15 protein-coding genes are annotated in these 15,713 nt (G+C 63.0%); 14 read left to right on the forward strand and 1 reads right to left on the reverse strand.

Annotated features, from left to right (window positions below; all coding sequences use genetic code 11):
• Position 1: 1 nt before the first annotated feature.
• The 14 genes from ispG to QY76_RS06385 all read left to right on the forward strand — a co-directional run bounded on the left by ispG (position 2) and on the right by QY76_RS06385 (position 14,217).
• Positions 2–1,126 carry a flavodoxin-dependent (E)-4-hydroxy-3-methylbut-2-enyl-diphosphate synthase gene (ispG, locus tag QY76_RS06320; RefSeq protein WP_045425618.1) on the forward strand — a complete coding sequence of 375 codons (1,125 nt, stop codon included), beginning with the start codon at positions 2–4 and terminating at the stop codon, positions 1,124–1,126.
• Positions 1,127–1,232: 106 nt separating this feature from the next.
• A complete protein-coding gene (gene hisS, locus QY76_RS06325; RefSeq protein ID WP_034165387.1) occupies positions 1,233–2,507 on the forward strand; it encodes a histidine--tRNA ligase in 1,275 nt (424 codons plus the stop codon).
• A 13-nt stretch (positions 2,508–2,520) separates the two neighbouring features.
• Positions 2,521–3,141 carry a YfgM family protein gene (locus tag QY76_RS06330; protein WP_045425620.1) on the forward strand — a complete coding sequence of 207 codons (621 nt, stop codon included), beginning with the start codon at positions 2,521–2,523 and terminating at the stop codon, positions 3,139–3,141.
• Between the two features lie 11 nt (positions 3,142–3,152).
• Positions 3,153–4,331, forward strand: coding sequence for an outer membrane protein assembly factor BamB (gene bamB, locus QY76_RS06335; protein ID WP_034165385.1), 1,179 nt, complete (start codon positions 3,153–3,155; stop codon positions 4,329–4,331).
• Between the two features lie 134 nt (positions 4,332–4,465).
• Complete coding sequence (der, locus tag QY76_RS06340; RefSeq protein ID WP_045425623.1) at positions 4,466–5,950, forward strand: ribosome biogenesis GTPase Der; 1,485 nt, start codon at positions 4,466–4,468, stop codon at positions 5,948–5,950.
• 254 nt (positions 5,951–6,204) lie between these two features.
• Positions 6,205–7,161 carry an AEC family transporter gene (locus QY76_RS06345; protein WP_034165383.1) on the forward strand — a complete coding sequence of 319 codons (957 nt, stop codon included), beginning with the start codon at positions 6,205–6,207 and terminating at the stop codon, positions 7,159–7,161.
• Between the two features lie 9 nt (positions 7,162–7,170).
• Positions 7,171–7,395, forward strand: coding sequence for a zinc ribbon domain-containing protein (locus QY76_RS06350; RefSeq protein ID WP_034165381.1), 225 nt, complete (start codon positions 7,171–7,173; stop codon positions 7,393–7,395).
• Positions 7,396–7,845: 450 nt separating this feature from the next.
• Positions 7,846–9,294, forward strand: a complete 1,449-nt coding sequence (nrfA, locus tag QY76_RS06355) for an ammonia-forming nitrite reductase cytochrome c552 subunit (protein ID WP_034165380.1) — start codon at positions 7,846–7,848, stop codon at positions 9,292–9,294.
• A 42-nt stretch (positions 9,295–9,336) separates the two neighbouring features.
• On the forward strand, positions 9,337–9,924 hold the full coding sequence (gene nrfB, locus QY76_RS06360) for a cytochrome c nitrite reductase pentaheme subunit (protein ID WP_034165379.1): 588 nt from the start codon (positions 9,337–9,339) through the stop codon (positions 9,922–9,924).
• A complete protein-coding gene (locus QY76_RS06365; RefSeq protein WP_045425631.1) occupies positions 9,921–10,592 on the forward strand; it encodes a 4Fe-4S dicluster domain-containing protein in 672 nt (223 codons plus the stop codon). The genes nrfB and QY76_RS06365 overlap by 4 nt, the downstream gene beginning before the upstream one ends.
• Positions 10,589–11,530 carry an NrfD/PsrC family molybdoenzyme membrane anchor subunit gene (gene nrfD / locus QY76_RS06370; protein ID WP_034165377.1) on the forward strand — a complete coding sequence of 314 codons (942 nt, stop codon included), beginning with the start codon at positions 10,589–10,591 and terminating at the stop codon, positions 11,528–11,530. Before QY76_RS06365 ends, nrfD begins: the two co-directional genes overlap by 4 nt.
• A gap of 38 nt (positions 11,531–11,568) precedes the next feature.
• Positions 11,569–13,263, forward strand: a complete 1,695-nt coding sequence (gene nrfE, locus QY76_RS06375) for a heme lyase NrfEFG subunit NrfE (RefSeq protein ID WP_034165375.1) — start codon at positions 11,569–11,571, stop codon at positions 13,261–13,263.
• A 61-nt stretch (positions 13,264–13,324) separates the two neighbouring features.
• Positions 13,325–13,642, forward strand: a complete 318-nt coding sequence (locus QY76_RS06380) for a cytochrome c-type biogenesis protein CcmH (RefSeq protein ID WP_371201438.1) — start codon at positions 13,325–13,327, stop codon at positions 13,640–13,642.
• Positions 13,639–14,217: a hypothetical protein gene (locus tag QY76_RS06385; protein WP_045425634.1), complete on the forward strand. Its 579-nt coding sequence runs from the start codon at positions 13,639–13,641 to the stop codon at positions 14,215–14,217. Before QY76_RS06380 ends, QY76_RS06385 begins: the two co-directional genes overlap by 4 nt.
• A 12-nt stretch (positions 14,218–14,229) precedes the next feature.
• Here QY76_RS06385 and xseA read toward each other — a convergent pair whose 3' ends face one another.
• Positions 14,230–15,612 carry an exodeoxyribonuclease VII large subunit gene (xseA, locus tag QY76_RS06390; protein ID WP_045425636.1) on the reverse strand — a complete coding sequence of 461 codons (1,383 nt, stop codon included), beginning with the start codon at positions 15,610–15,612 and terminating at the stop codon, positions 14,230–14,232.
• Between the last annotated feature and the right edge of the window lie 101 nt (positions 15,613–15,713).

The raw sequence follows: 15,713 nt of genomic DNA on the forward strand, positions 1-15,713 counted from the left end.
CATGCATAGTGTATCCCCCATTAAGCGCCGTAAATCGACGCGTATTCATGTCGGCAGCGTGCCGATCGGCGACGGCGCCCCTATCGCCGTCCAGTCCATGACCAACACCCGCACCACCGACGTCGATGCGACGGTGGCGCAGATCCGCGCACTGGAGCGGGTCGGGGTGGATATCGTGCGTGTATCGGTGCCCACCATGGAGGCGGCCGAGGCGTTCCGGCTGATCAAACAGCAGGCGCAGGTGCCGCTGGTGGCCGATATCCACTTTGACTACCGTATTGCGCTGAAGGTTGCGGAGTACGGCGTAGACTGTCTGCGCATCAATCCGGGCAATATCGGCAATGAGAGCCGGATCCGTTCGGTGGTCGACTGCGCGCGCGATCGCGGCATTCCTATCCGCATCGGCGTTAACGCCGGATCGCTGGAGAAGGACATCCAGGAGAAGTACGGTGAGCCGACCCCGCAGGCGCTGCTGGAGTCGGCCATGCGCCATGTCGATATTCTGGATCGCCTCAACTTTGACCAGTTTAAGGTGAGCGTGAAGGCCTCCGATGTATTTCTGGCGGTTGACGCCTACCGCCTGCTGGCGGCGCGTATCGATCAGCCGCTGCATCTGGGGATTACCGAGGCCGGCGGCGCACGCAGTGGCTCGGTGAAGTCCGCCATCGGCCTGGGGATGCTGTTGGCAGAGGGGATCGGCGATACCCTGCGCGTATCGTTGGCCGCCGATCCGGTGGAAGAGGTCAAGGTCGGGTTCGACATCCTTAAGTCGCTGCGCATCCGCTCGCGCGGGATCAACTTTATCGCCTGCCCGACCTGCTCCCGCCAGGAGTTTGATGTGATCGGAACGGTGAATGCGCTGGAGCAGCGCCTGGAAGATATCATCACGCCGATGGATGTATCGATCATCGGCTGCGTGGTCAACGGGCCGGGTGAGGCGCTGGTCTCAACCCTGGGCGTGACCGGCGGACACAATAAGAGCGGCTTCTATGAGGACGGCGTCCGTCAGAAGGAGCGCTTTGATAACGATGCGATCATCGATCTGCTGGAGGCGAAGATCCGCGCCAAGGCCGCCATGCTGGATGAAAAGATGCGCATTGGCGTCACGACGCTGGACGAGCGGTGATGACGGGCGGCGCGTTCTGGCGCCGCCGCTGTTTGCCCGCGTTGAAGAGGGGCCGTGAATCCCTCTATAATCGGGCCAGTTTTTGCAAATTACATAGAGAGTTGACGTGGCTAAGAATATCCAGGCCATTCGTGGCATGAACGACTATTTGCCGGCAGATACGGCGCTGTGGCAGCCGATTGAAGCGGCGCTTAAGCAGGTGCTGGCCAGCTACGGCTACAGCGAAATCCGTTTGCCGATTGTAGAGCAGACCCCGTTATTCAAACGCGCCATCGGTGAAGTGACCGATGTCGTTGAAAAAGAAATGTATACCTTCGAGGATCGCAACGGCGACAGCCTGACCCTGCGTCCGGAAGGCACCGCTGGCTGCGTGCGCGCCGGCATCGAGCATGGTCTGCTGTACAATCAGGAGCAGCGTTTGTGGTACATCGGGCCGATGTTCCGCCACGAACGCCCGCAGAAGGGGCGCTACCGCCAGTTTCATCAGCTGGGGGCGGAGGTGTTCGGCCTGGCCGGTCCCGATATCGACGCGGAAATCATCATGATGACCGCCCGTTGGTGGAAGACGTTGGGGATTGCCGATCACGTCGCGCTGGAGCTGAACTCCATCGGTTCGCTGGAGGCGCGCGCCGCCTACCGCGACGCCCTGGTCACCTACCTGGAACAGTATAAGGATCTGCTGGATGAGGACTGCCAGCGTCGCATGTACAGCAATCCGCTGCGCGTGCTGGACTCGAAGAATCCGCAGGTACAGACGCTGCTGAACGCGGCGCCGCGCCTGTCCGAGTATCTGGACGCCGACTCCCGCGCACACTTCGACGGCCTGTGCCGTCTGCTGGATGACGCCGGGATCGCTTATACGGTCAACGAGCGTCTGGTGCGCGGGCTGGATTACTATAACCGCACCGTGTTTGAGTGGGTGACTACCAGCCTTGGCGCACAGGGCACCGTCTGCGCTGGGGGCCGTTACGATGGTCTGGTGGCGCAGCTGGGCGGTCATGCGACGCCGGCGGTGGGCTTTGCCATGGGGTTGGAGCGTCTGGTACTGCTGGTTCAGGCGGTCAACCCAGGCTTCCTGCCGCAGCGCACGGTCGATGTCTACCTGATCGCCGCCGGCGAGGGCACCCAAAGCGCAGCGATGCGTCTGGCGGAGCAGCTGCGCGACGCCCTGCCGACGCTGCGTCTGATGACCAACTACGGCGGTGGTAACTTTAAGAAGCAGTTTGCCCGTGCCGATAAATGGGGCGCCCGCATTGCGCTGGTGCTGGGCGAGAGCGAAGTACAGAGTGGTCAGGTGAACGTGAAGTGCCTGGCAAGCGGTGAACAGCAGACCGTGGCGCAGGATCAGGCCGCGATGCTGCTGGCGACCCTGTTGGGCTAAGGAGCAGGAAACAGTGGAAGTCTATAGCACAGAGAACGAACAGGTTGATGCCATCCGCCATTTCTTCCAGGAGTATGGCAAGACGCTGGTGGTGGGCGTGGTGATTGGCGTCGGTGCGCTGCTCGGCTGGCGTTACTGGGTTGGTCATCAGCAGGCTAACATGGCGCAGGCTTCCCAGTCCTATCAGCTGGCCAGCGAGGCGCTGAGCGGTGGTAAGCAGGACGGCGTGGCGCTCAGCGCAGCCTTTATCAAAGAGAATGGCAACAATTACGGCGTACTGGTGGCGCTGCAGCTGGCGCAGTATGAGGTAGAGAAGTCTGACTTCGCCAAGGCGCAGGCCCAGCTAGTTTGGGCGGCGGGGCAGGCCAAAGACGAAAATCTGAAGTCCCTGAGCGATCTGCGCCTGGCGCGGGTACAGCTGCAGGAAAATCAGCTGGATGCGGCGCTGAAAACCCTGGATGGCGTCACGGCCAAAGGGTGGCAGCCGCTGGCCCAGGATGTACGCGGCGACGTGCTGCTGAAGAAAGGCGACGCCAAGGGCGCGCGTGAGGCCTATAGCAAAGGGCTGGCGGAGAGCGCCTCCCAGTCGCTGCAGGCGCTGCTGCGGATGAAACTGAATAATTTATCCAGCTAAGGGGATAATCGATGCAATTGCGTAAAACGCTCCTGGTCGGCTTACTGTCAGCAACTATGCTGAGCGGATGCTCCTGGTTCGGCGGCGAGACGGATACGGTCGTCATGGCCCCGTTGCCGCAGGTAGAGAACCAGTTTACGCCGCAGACGGTATGGAGCCGCTCGGTCGGTAACGGTGTCGGTGACTTCTATTCCCACCTGCGTCCGGCGTTTCAGGATAACCATATCTACGCCGCTGATCGTCAGGGGCTGGTGATGGCGATGAACGCCGAAAACGGCGATAAGCTGTGGTCGGTGAACCTTGGCGAGAAAGAGGGCTGGTTCTCCCGTCGCGATGCGCTGCTGTCTGGCGGCCTGACCGTCTCCGGCAACAAGATCTATGTCGGCTCTGAGCACGCGGTCGTCTATGCGCTGAACAGCGATGACGGCAGCGTCGCCTGGAAAACGACGGTAGCCGGCGAGGCGATCTCCCGTCCGGTGGTCAGCGACGGTCTGGTGCTGATCCACACCTCTAACGGGATGCTGCAGGCGCTGGATGAGAGCGATGGTACGATCAAGTGGACCATCAGCCTGGATATTCCGTCGCTGACCCTGCGCGGTGAATCTGCTCCGGCGGTGGCCTATGGCGCCGCTATCGTCGGCGGTGACAATGGCCGCGTCAGCGCGGTGCTGCTGCAGCAGGGGCAGATGATTTGGCAGCAGCGGGTGGCTCAGCCGACCGGTGCGACTGAGATCGATCGCCTGAATGATATCGATATGACGCCGGTGGTGGTGGACGGGGTGGTGTATACCCTGGGCTACAACGGCAGCCTGTCCGCGCTGGATCTGCGTTCTGGCCAGATCGTCTGGAAACGCGATATGGGCGGGGTGAATAATATCATCGTCGACGGCGGGCGTATTTATCTGGTGGATCAGGATGGCCGCGTCGCCGCCATGAGCACCAGCGGCGGCGTCGCGCTGTGGAAAAACAGCGAGCTGCTACACCGCGGCGTAACGGCGCCGGTGCTGTACCGTGGCTATCTGGTGGTCGGTGACGCCGAAGGTTACCTGTACTGGATCAATCCGGACGACGGTCGTCTGGTGGTTGAGCAGAAGCTGAACGGCTCCGGCTTGCTCAGCGCTGGACAGGTGGCGGGCGATAACCTGATTATTCAGGCGCGCGATGGTGAAGTTTACGCCATATCTCGTTGATTTATAACATGATATAGGGCGGCTTTCGCCGCCCGGAACGGCTCCTGATGACCTCAGGGGCCGTTTCGTCTTCTGCATATTTCCCCGTCGCCGACGGCGGCGGGGAATGACATTACGTAATAGAGGCTTCAACAATGATACCTGTCGTCGCGCTAGTCGGGCGCCCGAATGTGGGGAAATCCACCTTATTCAACCGGTTGACGCGCACCCGCGATGCGTTAGTCGCCGACTTCCCCGGATTAACCCGAGATCGCAAGTATGGTCGTGCTGAAGTAAACGGTCACGAGTTTATCATTATCGATACCGGCGGTATCGACGGCACCGAAAACGGGGTCGAGACCCACATGGCGGAGCAGTCGTTGATGGCGATTGAAGAGGCCGATATCGTGCTGTTTCTGGTCGATGCCCGCGATGGCCTGCTGCCGGCGGACGAGGCCATTGCCCGCCACCTGCGCAGCCGCGATAAGGCGACGTTCCTGGTCGCCAACAAAACCGACGGCATTGACGCCGAGGTCGCCGTCGGGGACTTTTATTCCCTGGGGATGGGGGAGGTTCACCCTATCGCGGCCTCCCATGGGCGCGGTGTGACCCAGCTTATCGAAGATGCGCTGGTCCCGTTTATTCCACAGGAAGCGCCGGCGCCGGTGCTGAGCGAGGAAGAGGAGAACGCGGCCTACTGGGCGGAGCTGGAGGCGGAAGCCGACGGCGAGGCGCAGGAGGAGGAAGAGGCGTTTGATCCCATCAATCAGCCCATTAAAATTGCGATTGTCGGGCGTCCCAACGTCGGTAAGTCCACGCTGACCAACCGCATCCTGGGCGAAGACCGGGTGGTGGTGTATGACATGCCGGGCACCACGCGCGACAGCATCTATATTCCGATGGAGCGTGACGAGCGCGAATACGTGCTGATCGACACCGCCGGGGTGCGCAAGCGCGGCAAGGTTACGGATACCGTTGAGAAGTTTTCGGTCATCAAGACGCTGCAGGCGATTGAGGATGCCAACGTGGTGCTGCTGGTGATCGATGCCCGCCAGGGGATCTCCGATCAGGATCTCTCTCTGCTCGGCTTTATCCTCAATAGTGGGCGCTCACTGGTGGTGGTGGTCAATAAGTGGGACGGCCTGAGCCTGGAGGTCAAAGAGCAGGTGAAGGATATGCTGGATCTGCGTCTGGGATTCGTTGACTTCGCCCGCATCCACTTCATCTCTGCCCTGCACGGTAGCGGCGTGGGCAACCTGTTCGAATCGATTCAGGAAGCCTACGAAAGCGCTACCCGCCGCGTCAGCACCGCGATGCTGACCCGCATTATGACCATGGCGCAGGATGACCATCAGCCGCCGATGGTGCGCGGGCGCCGGGTGAAGCTGAAGTATGCGCACGCCGGGGGCTATAACCCGCCGATCGTGGTGATCCACGGTAACCAGGTGAAGGATCTGCCGGACTCCTACAAGCGCTACCTGATGAACTACTTCCGCCGCTCTTTGAACGTGATGGGGACGCCGATCCGCATTCAGTTTAAAGAGGGGGATAACCCGTTCGCCAATAAGCGCAACACCTTGACGCCAAACCAGATGCGTAAGCGTAAGCGTTTGTTGAGCCACCTGAAAAAGGCGAAGTAATCGTTAATAGCGGGACACATTGGTGTCCCGTTTTTTTTGCCTCGGCCCTATGTTAGGCTATTTATCGTACCTGTTCTGGGCGTCGTTGGCGGTCATGTTGACCGCGCGTGATACGTTCGGCGGGAGTGGGCCCCAGGCAGTTTCCGCCGGTGAGTAAGTCCTTACGGCGGCCCGGCGCCGCGCGCCGATGCGGTGCCTTCCCGTCAGTGCCTTGCGCCGCCCGCTATTCTTCCCGCCTGTAACAAGGATGCGCTATGTCCTGGGAGACCTGGAGTTTTGCCTTTGGCGTTACCGTTCCTAACCTGCTGATGCTGCTGATCGGCATACTGCTGCGCCGCTGCCAGCTGCTCGACGATCGCTTTTGCGACAGTGCGACCCGGCTGGTGTTTAACCTGTCGCTGCCCTGCCTGCTGTTTTTCAGCATCGCCACCGCACAGGCCTCTCTGCGGCAGAATCTGCCCTTTGTGCTGTATGGTGCCGGGGCGACGTTGCTGAGCTTTCTCCTGCTGGAGTGGGTATCGCGCTGGCTGGTATGCGATCCGCGTGAGCGGGGGATCTTTGTTCAGGGCGGCTTTCGCGCCAATACGGCGATTGTCGGCCTGGCCTACTGCGCCAGCGCCTACGGCAGCGAGGGGGTTGCCATCGGTTCGCTCTACATGGCGGTGACGGTGATCCTGTTCAATGTCCTGTCGGTGATCACCCTGACGCGTTCGCTGTACGGCGACGGCCAGCGTGGGATCGGCTGGCGCACCATGCTGCGTGGGATCGTCAGCAATCCGCTGATCATTGCTATCGTGCTGGGGCTGCTGTGGAGCGCGGCCGGTCTGCCGATGCCGCAGGTGATACACGCGACCGGCAACTTTCTGTCCGCTATGGCCCTGCCCCTGGCGCTGCTGTGCGCCGGCGCCAGCATCGACTGGCGTGCCATGTTCGGCGCCTCGAACGTGGCGGGGTATGCCTCGCTGGCCAAGCTGCTGCTGGTGCCGCTGCTGCTGACCGGCGGCGCCTGGCTCTGCGGTTTCCGCCATGTTACGCTGGGAGTGATCTTTCTGCTGAGCGCCACGCCGACGGCGGCGGCGAGCTACGTGATGACCCGGGCTATGGGCGGCAATGCGACGCTGGCGGCGAATATTATCGCCATTACCACCCTGGGATCGTTTTTTACCACGGCGCTGGGGCTTTACTTCCTGCGCCAGTGGGGCGTTATTTAGGAGAGTGTGATGCAAGCTAGCTGTCCGCAGTGCCAGCATGAGCTACAGTGGCAGCAGGATGGGCGCTTTTTCTGCCCATCCTGCCGTCAGGCCTATCGCCGTGAGGCGCGCTGTCCCCAGTGCCAGCAGCCACTACAGGAGCTGAAGGCGTGCGGCGCCGTTGATTATTTCTGCCCGCATGGGCATGGGCTGATCTCTAAAAAGCAGCTGCACATATGCTATATTCCCTGCTGAATACAGATTTATTTTTAATTATATTTAAATACCCCGATTGGGGTATTTTTTATTTATTGTGATTTTGTTTTATAGATTTTATTCTTTATGTCGTAATTTCCACATAATTCCTCTGTACAAATTCTCGGTTACATTTTCTCCGTGTTTTAAATTACAGAATACACCTTTGCCCTGTGTGGTATTTATCGGTGTTGATCAAAAACAATATTTTTTATCTGGTTTTTGCATTCATGCTAGGCGTGACAAATAAAAATTAAGCTGCGCACGGAGTGGGGTGTTTTTTATTTTCCGGTGGTCGGGTGATATTTCCCGATAGGCGGTGGTAGGGATTACTTTATCGACTTGGTGAATCTATTTTCACCCTTACGCCCACGGATGTGCGATGTATAACTCATAACCTGCGTGCCATGACTCGTGTGCGACAGGGATATAACTCTGGATGGAATGCTTATGATTAAGGTAAGCAATGCGCTGCAGCGTATTTTGATTGGCGCCGCGTTGGCGCTGTTTGGCGGGGGGGCCCAGGCGGCTGCCGCGGATTCCGCCGCCGCGGCGGAGAAGGCGCCGCCGAAGATCGAGGCGCGCAATGATCGCTTCGCCGCGCCGCACCCTGACCAGTATGCCTCCTGGAAGGCCACCGCCGAGCAGAGTGAACTTAGCGATGCGCTGGCGGAGGATCCGCGTCTGGTGATCCTGTGGGCCGGCTACGCCTTTGCTAAGGACTATAACAAGCCGCGCGGCCACGCCTATGCGTTGACCGACGTGCGCGAGACCCTGCGCACTGGTGCGCCGATGAAGCCGGAGGATGGGCCTCAGCCGATGGCCTGCTGGAGCTGTAAGAGTCCGGACGTGGCGCGGGTGATCGCGGAGCAGGGAGAAGCGGCCTATTTCCACGGCATGTGGGCGCGCGGCGGGCCGGAGATCGTCAACGCCCTGGGCTGTGCCGACTGCCATAATACTGCCTCCGATGACTTTGCCGCCGGCAAACCGGCCCTGCAGCTGTCGCGCCCCTACGCCGCGCGGGCGCTGGAGGCGATTGGCAAACCGTTCGATAAAGCCAACCGCATCGATCAGCAGTCGATGGTATGCGGTCAGTGCCACGTGGAGTACTACTTCTCCGGCAAGGATAAAACCGTCAAATTCCCCTGGGATCAGGGCACCAGCGTCGATGAGATCGAGGCCTATTACGACGGTATTGCCTTTACCGACTGGGTTAACCCGCTCTCCAAGGCGCCGATGCTGAAGGCGCAGCACCCGGATTATGAGACTTGGCGCGCCGGGATCCACGGACAGAACAACATCTCCTGCGTCGATTGCCATATGCCGAAGGTGCAGAACGCCGAAGGCAAGCTGTACACCAGCCATAAGATAGGCAATCCATTCGATAGCTTTGAGCAGACCTGCCGGACCTGTCATACCCAGGATAAAGCGACGCTGCAGCAGACCGTGGCCAAGCGCAAGCAGGATGTCAATGAGATTAAGCTGAAGGTTGAGGATCAGCTGGTACGGGCGCACTTTGAGGCCAAGGCCGCTTGGGCCGCCGGTGCCAGCGAGGCCGAAATGCAGCCGATCCTGACCGACATTCGCCACGCCCAGTGGCGCTGGGACTTCTCTATTGCCTCCCACGGCGTGCATATGCATGCGCCGGACGTCGCGCTACGGATGTTGGGCACCGCGCTGGACAAGGCGGCCAATGCGCGTACGCAGCTGGTGCGGGTGCTGGCTAACCACGGCGTCAACGACGCGGTACCGCTGCCGGATATTTCCACCAAGGCGCTAGCGCAGCAGGCGCTGGGGATGAATATGCAGCAGTTTACGCAGGAAAAGCAGACTTTCCTGAATACGGTTGTTCCTGAGTGGGAAGCCCAGGCGCGCAGCGCCGGGCGCCTGGACCATTAACCCCTGCGCCCCGCGCTGCGGGGCACTGCAGATGGAGTCATCATGAACCTACTGCGTTTGTTATTTACCGCCGGGGCGCTGGTCAGTGGGCTGCTGCTTTCCACTCCGTCACTCTCCACCCCGCCGGCGGCGGGAGAGGGGGCGACGCCAGCGCAGGCAGAGGTCGTCTTACAGCGCGATCCCAACCAGGGGTGCCTGGACTGCCATAAAACACCGCAGGATCGCCTGCACGGGCGTCATAGCCAGGAGAAAAATCCCAATACCGGCTCGGCGATCGCCTGCAGCAACTGTCACGGCAATGTCTCCCTTGAGCGTCACCGCGACGGTGCGCCGGACGTGATGCGCTTCAACCGTGACGGGCACAGCGCCGCACAGCAAAACAGCGTGTGTATGTCCTGCCATCTACCAGAGAAGCTGCAAAAGGCGTTCTGGCCGCACGATGTACATCTGACCACGGTGAACTGCGCCGCCTGTCACAGCCTGCATCCGCAGTCGGATCCGGTCATCCGGCTGAACGAGCGCGAGCGCGTCGCGCTGTGCGTAGACTGTCACCGCCAGCAGCAGGATAACCCGGCGTTCGATCCGGCAGCGGTGACGCTGAAAATGCCGGGTAAGGAGCTGCGGCCATGAGTTGCTCCCGTCGACGTTTCATCGCCGGGCTGGGCGTCATGGCGCTCTCCGGCGGCGCCTTGCCGCGGGTGGTGGCCTCTGCCGTGACGCCGCAGGGCGTCCGGCTGGGCATGGTGTATGATGAAAATCGCTGCATCGGCTGTACCGCTTGCATGGAGGCCTGCCGTGAGGTTAACCGGGTGCCCGCCGGCGTATCACGTCTGGAGATCATCCGCAGCGAACCCATCGGCCAGTTTCCGTCGGTGAAATATCGCTTTTTCCGCCACTCCTGCCAGCACTGTGACGATGCGCCCTGCGTCAATGCCTGCCCGACCGGCGCATCGTTCCGCGACGTCGCCAGCGGCATTGTCGACGTCAATCCCGATCTGTGCGTCGGCTGTCAGTACTGCATCGCCGCCTGCCCCTATCGGGTGCGCTTCATTCACCTGCAGACCCGTACCGCCGATAAGTGCGACTTTTGTCGTAAAACCAACCTGAAGGCGGGTAAGGAGCCCGCTTGTGTGCTGGCCTGTCCGACCCGGGCGCTCACCTTTGGCGATCTTGACGATCCCACCAGCGCGGTGAGCCGCCTGCTGCGCGAACAGCCGAGCTACCGCTACAAGCTGGCGCTGGGCACCCGCCCGAAACTGTATCGCATTCCGTTCCGCTACGGGGAGGTGACCCCATGACATCGCCGTTTCATTTTCCGTCGCTGGTTTGGGATTGGCCCATCGCCATCGATCTGTTTCTGGTCAGCGTCTCTGCAGGTCTGGTCGCGCTGGCGGTCATGGCGCGCGGCTGGCGCGGAGAGCGCGCGGAGGCCAGCGCGGTGATGCGCGCCACGCTGTGGCTGGCGCCGCTGACGGTCATGCTGGGGCTGCTGATGCTGGCGCTGCATTTGGCGCGGCCGTGGATGTTCTGGAAGGTCAGCCTGCACTATAACCTGAGTTCGGTGCTCTCCGTGCGAGTGCTGCTGTTCCAGCTCTACCTGCCGCTGCTGCTGCTGTGGTTGGCGCTGTGGTTTACGCCATCGCTGATCGGGCTGCTGCAGCGGAGGCAGCCGAGCGCCCTGCGCCTGGCGGCGCCGCTGATGCGCCTACAGGGGCTGCGGCGTCCGCTGTCCATCATCCTGCTGATCCTGGCGCTGTTGCTAGGCATCTATAACGGCCTGCTGCTCTCGGCGCTGAAGTCCTACCCGATGCTGAACTCGCCCCTGCTGCCCGCGCTGTTCCTGTGCGCCGCGCTGAGCTGTGGCGTGGCGGTCGCCCTATTGGCCTCGCTGTGGCTGCACGGCGACGATGTGGCGCAGGAGCAGGCGCGTCTGCGCCGCATCGAGGCTCCCCTCGGGGGCGTGCTGCTGGCGCTGCTGCTGCTGTTTGTGCTGGGGCTGGCGCAGGGCGACGCGGCGAAGCAGCGGGCGCTGGCCACGCTGCTGGACGGCGGCTTCTGGAGCTGGTGGCTGTGGTTGGGCGTGGTCGGCATCGGCATTATCCTGCCCCTGCTGCTGCGCCTGGTGACGCGGGGCAGTCTGCGCCTGCGCATCCTTCTGGGGAGTGGGATAACGCTGTGCGGCCTGCTGCTGCTGCATCTGTTTATCCTGTACGCCGGGCAGCTGACGGTGGTCTGAGCCGGAGATGAGGCGAACCTACCCCCTAAGGAGCCGGTGTGCTGTGGTGGCCTGAACTGGGATTTATTGCCCTGCTGCTGGCGCTGTGCGTCAGCCTGCTGACGGCGCTGCTGAGCCTGGCGGGCGGCGCGCCGTGGGCGCAACGCCTACCCGCGCTGTGTCCACGGCGCTGGTCGCTGGCTCAGCTGGCGCTGACGGCGGCGGGATTTGCGCTGCTGCTGCTGGCGCTGCTGGCGGATGATTTCTCCCTGCGCTATGTCGCCCAGCACAGCCATTCCGCGCTGGCGCGCGGGCTAAAGCTGGCCGCCGCCTGGGGCGGCCACGAGGGGTCGCTGCTGCTGTGGCTGCTGTGCCTGGCGGGGTGGAGCGCCCTGTATGCCCAGTGCGCCCGCCGTCAGGCGGCGCAGGCGAACGCCTATACCCTAGGGCTGATGGCGTTGATCGTCGGCGCCTTTCTGCTGTTTATCGTCACCCTCGGCGATCCCTTCGCACGTCAGTTTCCCGCGCCGCCGGAGGGGCGCGATCTAAATCCGATGCTGCAGCACCCTGGGCTGATCTTCCATCCGCCGCTGCTCTATCTCGGCTATGGTGGGCTGGCCCTGTGCGCCGCCCGCCTGTTGGCCGGACTGCTGGCGCGCCAGACGGCGCAGGCGATGGCCGACGGCTGCTGGCGCTGGCTGCTGCCGGCCTGGGGGTGCCTGAGTGCCGGGATCATCTTGGGGTCATGGTGGGCCTACAGCGAACTGGGCTGGGGCGGGTTCTGGTTTTGGGATCCGGTGGAAAACGCCTCGCTGTTGCCCTGGCTGAGCGCGACGGCGCTGCTGCACAGCCTGAGTGTCACTCGGCGCAGCGGCGCGCTGGCGCACTGGTCGCTGCTGCTGGCGCTGACGTCGCTGATCTTTACCCTGATGGGTACGCTGATCGTGCGCTCCGGCGTTTTGCTGTCGGTGCATGCCTTCGCTCTGGACGAGGCGCGGGCGCTGGCGTTGTTGCTGCTGTTCGGTGGCCTTTCCGTCGGTGCCCTGATGCTGTACGCCCTGTATGCGGGGCGGCTGACGCCGGTGACAGCGTCGGTCTCCCTACCGCTGCTGGGGATCCTGTGGCTGTTCAGCGCCGCGGCGCTGATCGTGCTGATCGGAACGCTGTATCCCATGCTGTACGGCCTGCTGGGCTGGGGGCGGATTTCGGTGGGGGCGCCTTACTTTAACGGCGTACTGCTGCCGTTTGCGCTGCTGGCGCTGGCGCTGATGCTGTATGGCGGGCTGCGACGCAGGGTGGGGGCGGGGGGACGCCTGGCTCACCTGGGGGCGTTGCTGTGCGCGCTGGGGATCGGGCTGCACGCCGCCGGACAGCAGGAGCGCAGCGTGGCGCTGGCGCCCGGGCAGTCGGCGCAGCTGGGTGAGTACCGTTTTATCCTGCGGGAGGTGACGCAGTTTGCGCGCGGCAACTATACCGCCGAGCGTGGGGAGATTTGGGTGCAGCGGGCGGGAGAGACGGTGGCGCGCCTGTATCCGGAGCGGCGCCACTATCTGGCCCGCAACCAGCAGATGTTTGAGCCGGGCATCAGCTGGAGCTGGCGCGATGAATGGTACGCCCTGATGGCGGAAAAGCAGGGCGATCGCTATGCCCTGCGCCTGTACCTGCGCCAGGGGATACGCTGGATTTGGTGCGGCGGCGGTCTGATGATCGCCGGGGCGCTGCTGTGCCTGCGGGCGCGACGGAGGGAGCCATGAGGATCATCAGAGGGGGCTATGGGCGCTGCTGCTGCTGTGCGGGGCCGCGCGGGCGCAGGTGGTGGATGCGTGGGCGTTTCCTTCGCCCCAGGCGCGCGCCCAAGGGCTGGCCATCGCCGCCCAGCTGCGCTGTCCCCAGTGCCAGAATCAGAACCTGCTCGAGTCCAACTCGCCGGTGGCCGTGGCGATGCGCCATGAGGTGTTTCGCCGGGTGGCGCAGGGGCAGGATGAGGCGCAGATCGTCGATTTTATGGCGGCGCGCTACGGCGAGTTTGTGCGCTATCGACCCGCCGTCAATCGCCATACGGCACTGCTGTGGGGACTGCCGCCGCTGCTGCTGTTGATGATCGTCGTCGGGCTGTGGCGGAGGCGGCGATGAGCCTCTGGCGCGCGCTGCTGCTGCCGACGCTGGCGCTGAGCCTGGCACTGGCGGGCTATGGTCTGAGCGGACGGGCGGCATTGGTGCTGCAGGCGCAGCGTCTGCGCGACGATCCGCAGCGACTGTTTACCCCCCAGCAGCAGGCGGATCGTATGCTGGCGCAGCGCTGGGAGGCGGTGCGGGCGACACCCGAAAGCGGTGAGGCCTGGGCGGCGCTGGGGCAGCACTATCTGTGGCTGGGACAGAGTCGCGACGCTCTGCGCGCCTACGATCGGGCCATCGCGCTGCGCGCCGATAGCGCTGAGCTGTGGGCGGCGCGGGCCGCGGCGGGCTACTACGATGCCGGGCAGCAGATGACGCCGCAGGTGCAGGAGGATATCAGCATGGCGCTGCGTCTCGATCCCGGGGAGGTTTCCGCGCTGATGCTGCTGGCGGCGGATGCCTTTATGCTGGCGGACTACCCGCGGGCGATCGGGCTATGGCAGCGCCTGCTGGACGACGGATCTGCGCGGATCAACCGGCGTCAACTGATCGAGGCTATCACCACCGCCCGCATGATGCAGCGGCAGGGATAGCTACAGCGGGGGCTACGCGCAGCCCTTTGTCCCGCGGGGGCGGCGGGCGGTCAGTGGCCGGGTGGCTGTGACCTGGCTTTCGACCCAGCCGTCCTCCAGGCGGGTGCGCAGGGTATCGCCCGGAGCGACCTGCTCGCGGCGGCGCAGCAGCTGGCCGTCATCGCGCTGGGTCACGCTGAAGCCGCGCGCCAGCGTTGCCAGGGGGCTCATGCCCTCCAGGCGTGAGCACAGGGCGCCAAAGCGCTCCCGCCGGGCAGCCACGCTACGCTGCAGCTGACTTTCCAATCGGTGGCTGAGCAGCTGCAGGCGGTACTGCTGCTGGCGCAGGGTATGCGCCGGAGAGTGCTGTTGCAGGCGTTCACCGCCCAGGCGCCAGCGTCGCTCCGCCAGGCGTAGCCGGGTATCGATGGCCTCCTCCAGGCGGCGGCGTAGGCTAAGCAGTCGCGCCTGCTGGCGCGCCAGACGCAGCTGGGGGTGCTGTTGCTCCAGGCGGTGACGCAGCTGCTGTAGGCGCTGACGGCGGCGCGCGAGGGTATAATCCAACGCCATATCCAGCCGCTGACGCTGGCTCAGCAGACGGCGCAGCAGTTCGTCCCGGTTACGGCTGACCACTTCGGCCGCCGCCGAGGGGGTCGGCGCGCGCAGATCGGCGACAAAGTCGGCGATGCTGACGTCGGTCTCATGGCCGACGGCGCTGACGATGGGAATACGACTGGCGAAGATCGCCCGCGCGACCCGCTCGTCGTTAAAGCTCCACAGATCCTCCAACGATCCGCCGCCGCGTCCGACGATCAAGACGTCACACTCCGCCCGTTGGTTGGCGCGTTTGATGGCGCCAACCAACTGTGCCGGAGCCTCGGCGCCTTGCACCGCGCTGGGGTAGATCACCACCGGCAGGGCCGGATCGCGCCGGCGCAGCACATGCAGCACGTCGTGCAGCGCCGCACCGCTGGTGGAGGTGATCACCCCGACGCAGCGCGCCGGCGACGGCAGCGGCTGCTTGTGGCCGACGTCAAATAGCCCTTCGGCCTGCAGACGCTGCTTGAGCGCCTCGAACTGCTGCTGCAGCAGGCCGTCGCCCGCCGGCTGCATACTTTCGGCGATCAGCTGATAGTCGCCGCGCGGTTCGTACAGCGTGATACTGGCGCGCACCAGGACCTGCTGGCCATTCTGCGGACGAAAGGTGGCGCGGCGGTTGCTGTTGCGAAACATGGCGCAACGCACCTGTGCCTTGTCATCCTTGAGGGTGAAATACCAGTGGCCGGAGGCGGGCTGGGAAAGATTGGAGATTTCGGCCGACAGCCAAATCTGCCCCATCTCCAGCTCCAACAGCTGGCGCACGGTCTGATTTAACCGGCTGACGGTAAAGATGGTGGGGGTAACAGGCTGCGTCATGTGACCTAGATCAAACTTAAAATCATACTGTTAATTAGTCGATACTACATGCATGAACATGCATCGCAAGATATTTTTGAAAAAAATGCTGGAGGCAACCG

The sequence above is a fragment of the Edwardsiella sp. EA181011 genome (assembly GCF_000800725.1).
Lineage (GTDB): Bacteria > Pseudomonadota > Gammaproteobacteria > Enterobacterales > Enterobacteriaceae > Edwardsiella > Edwardsiella anguillarum.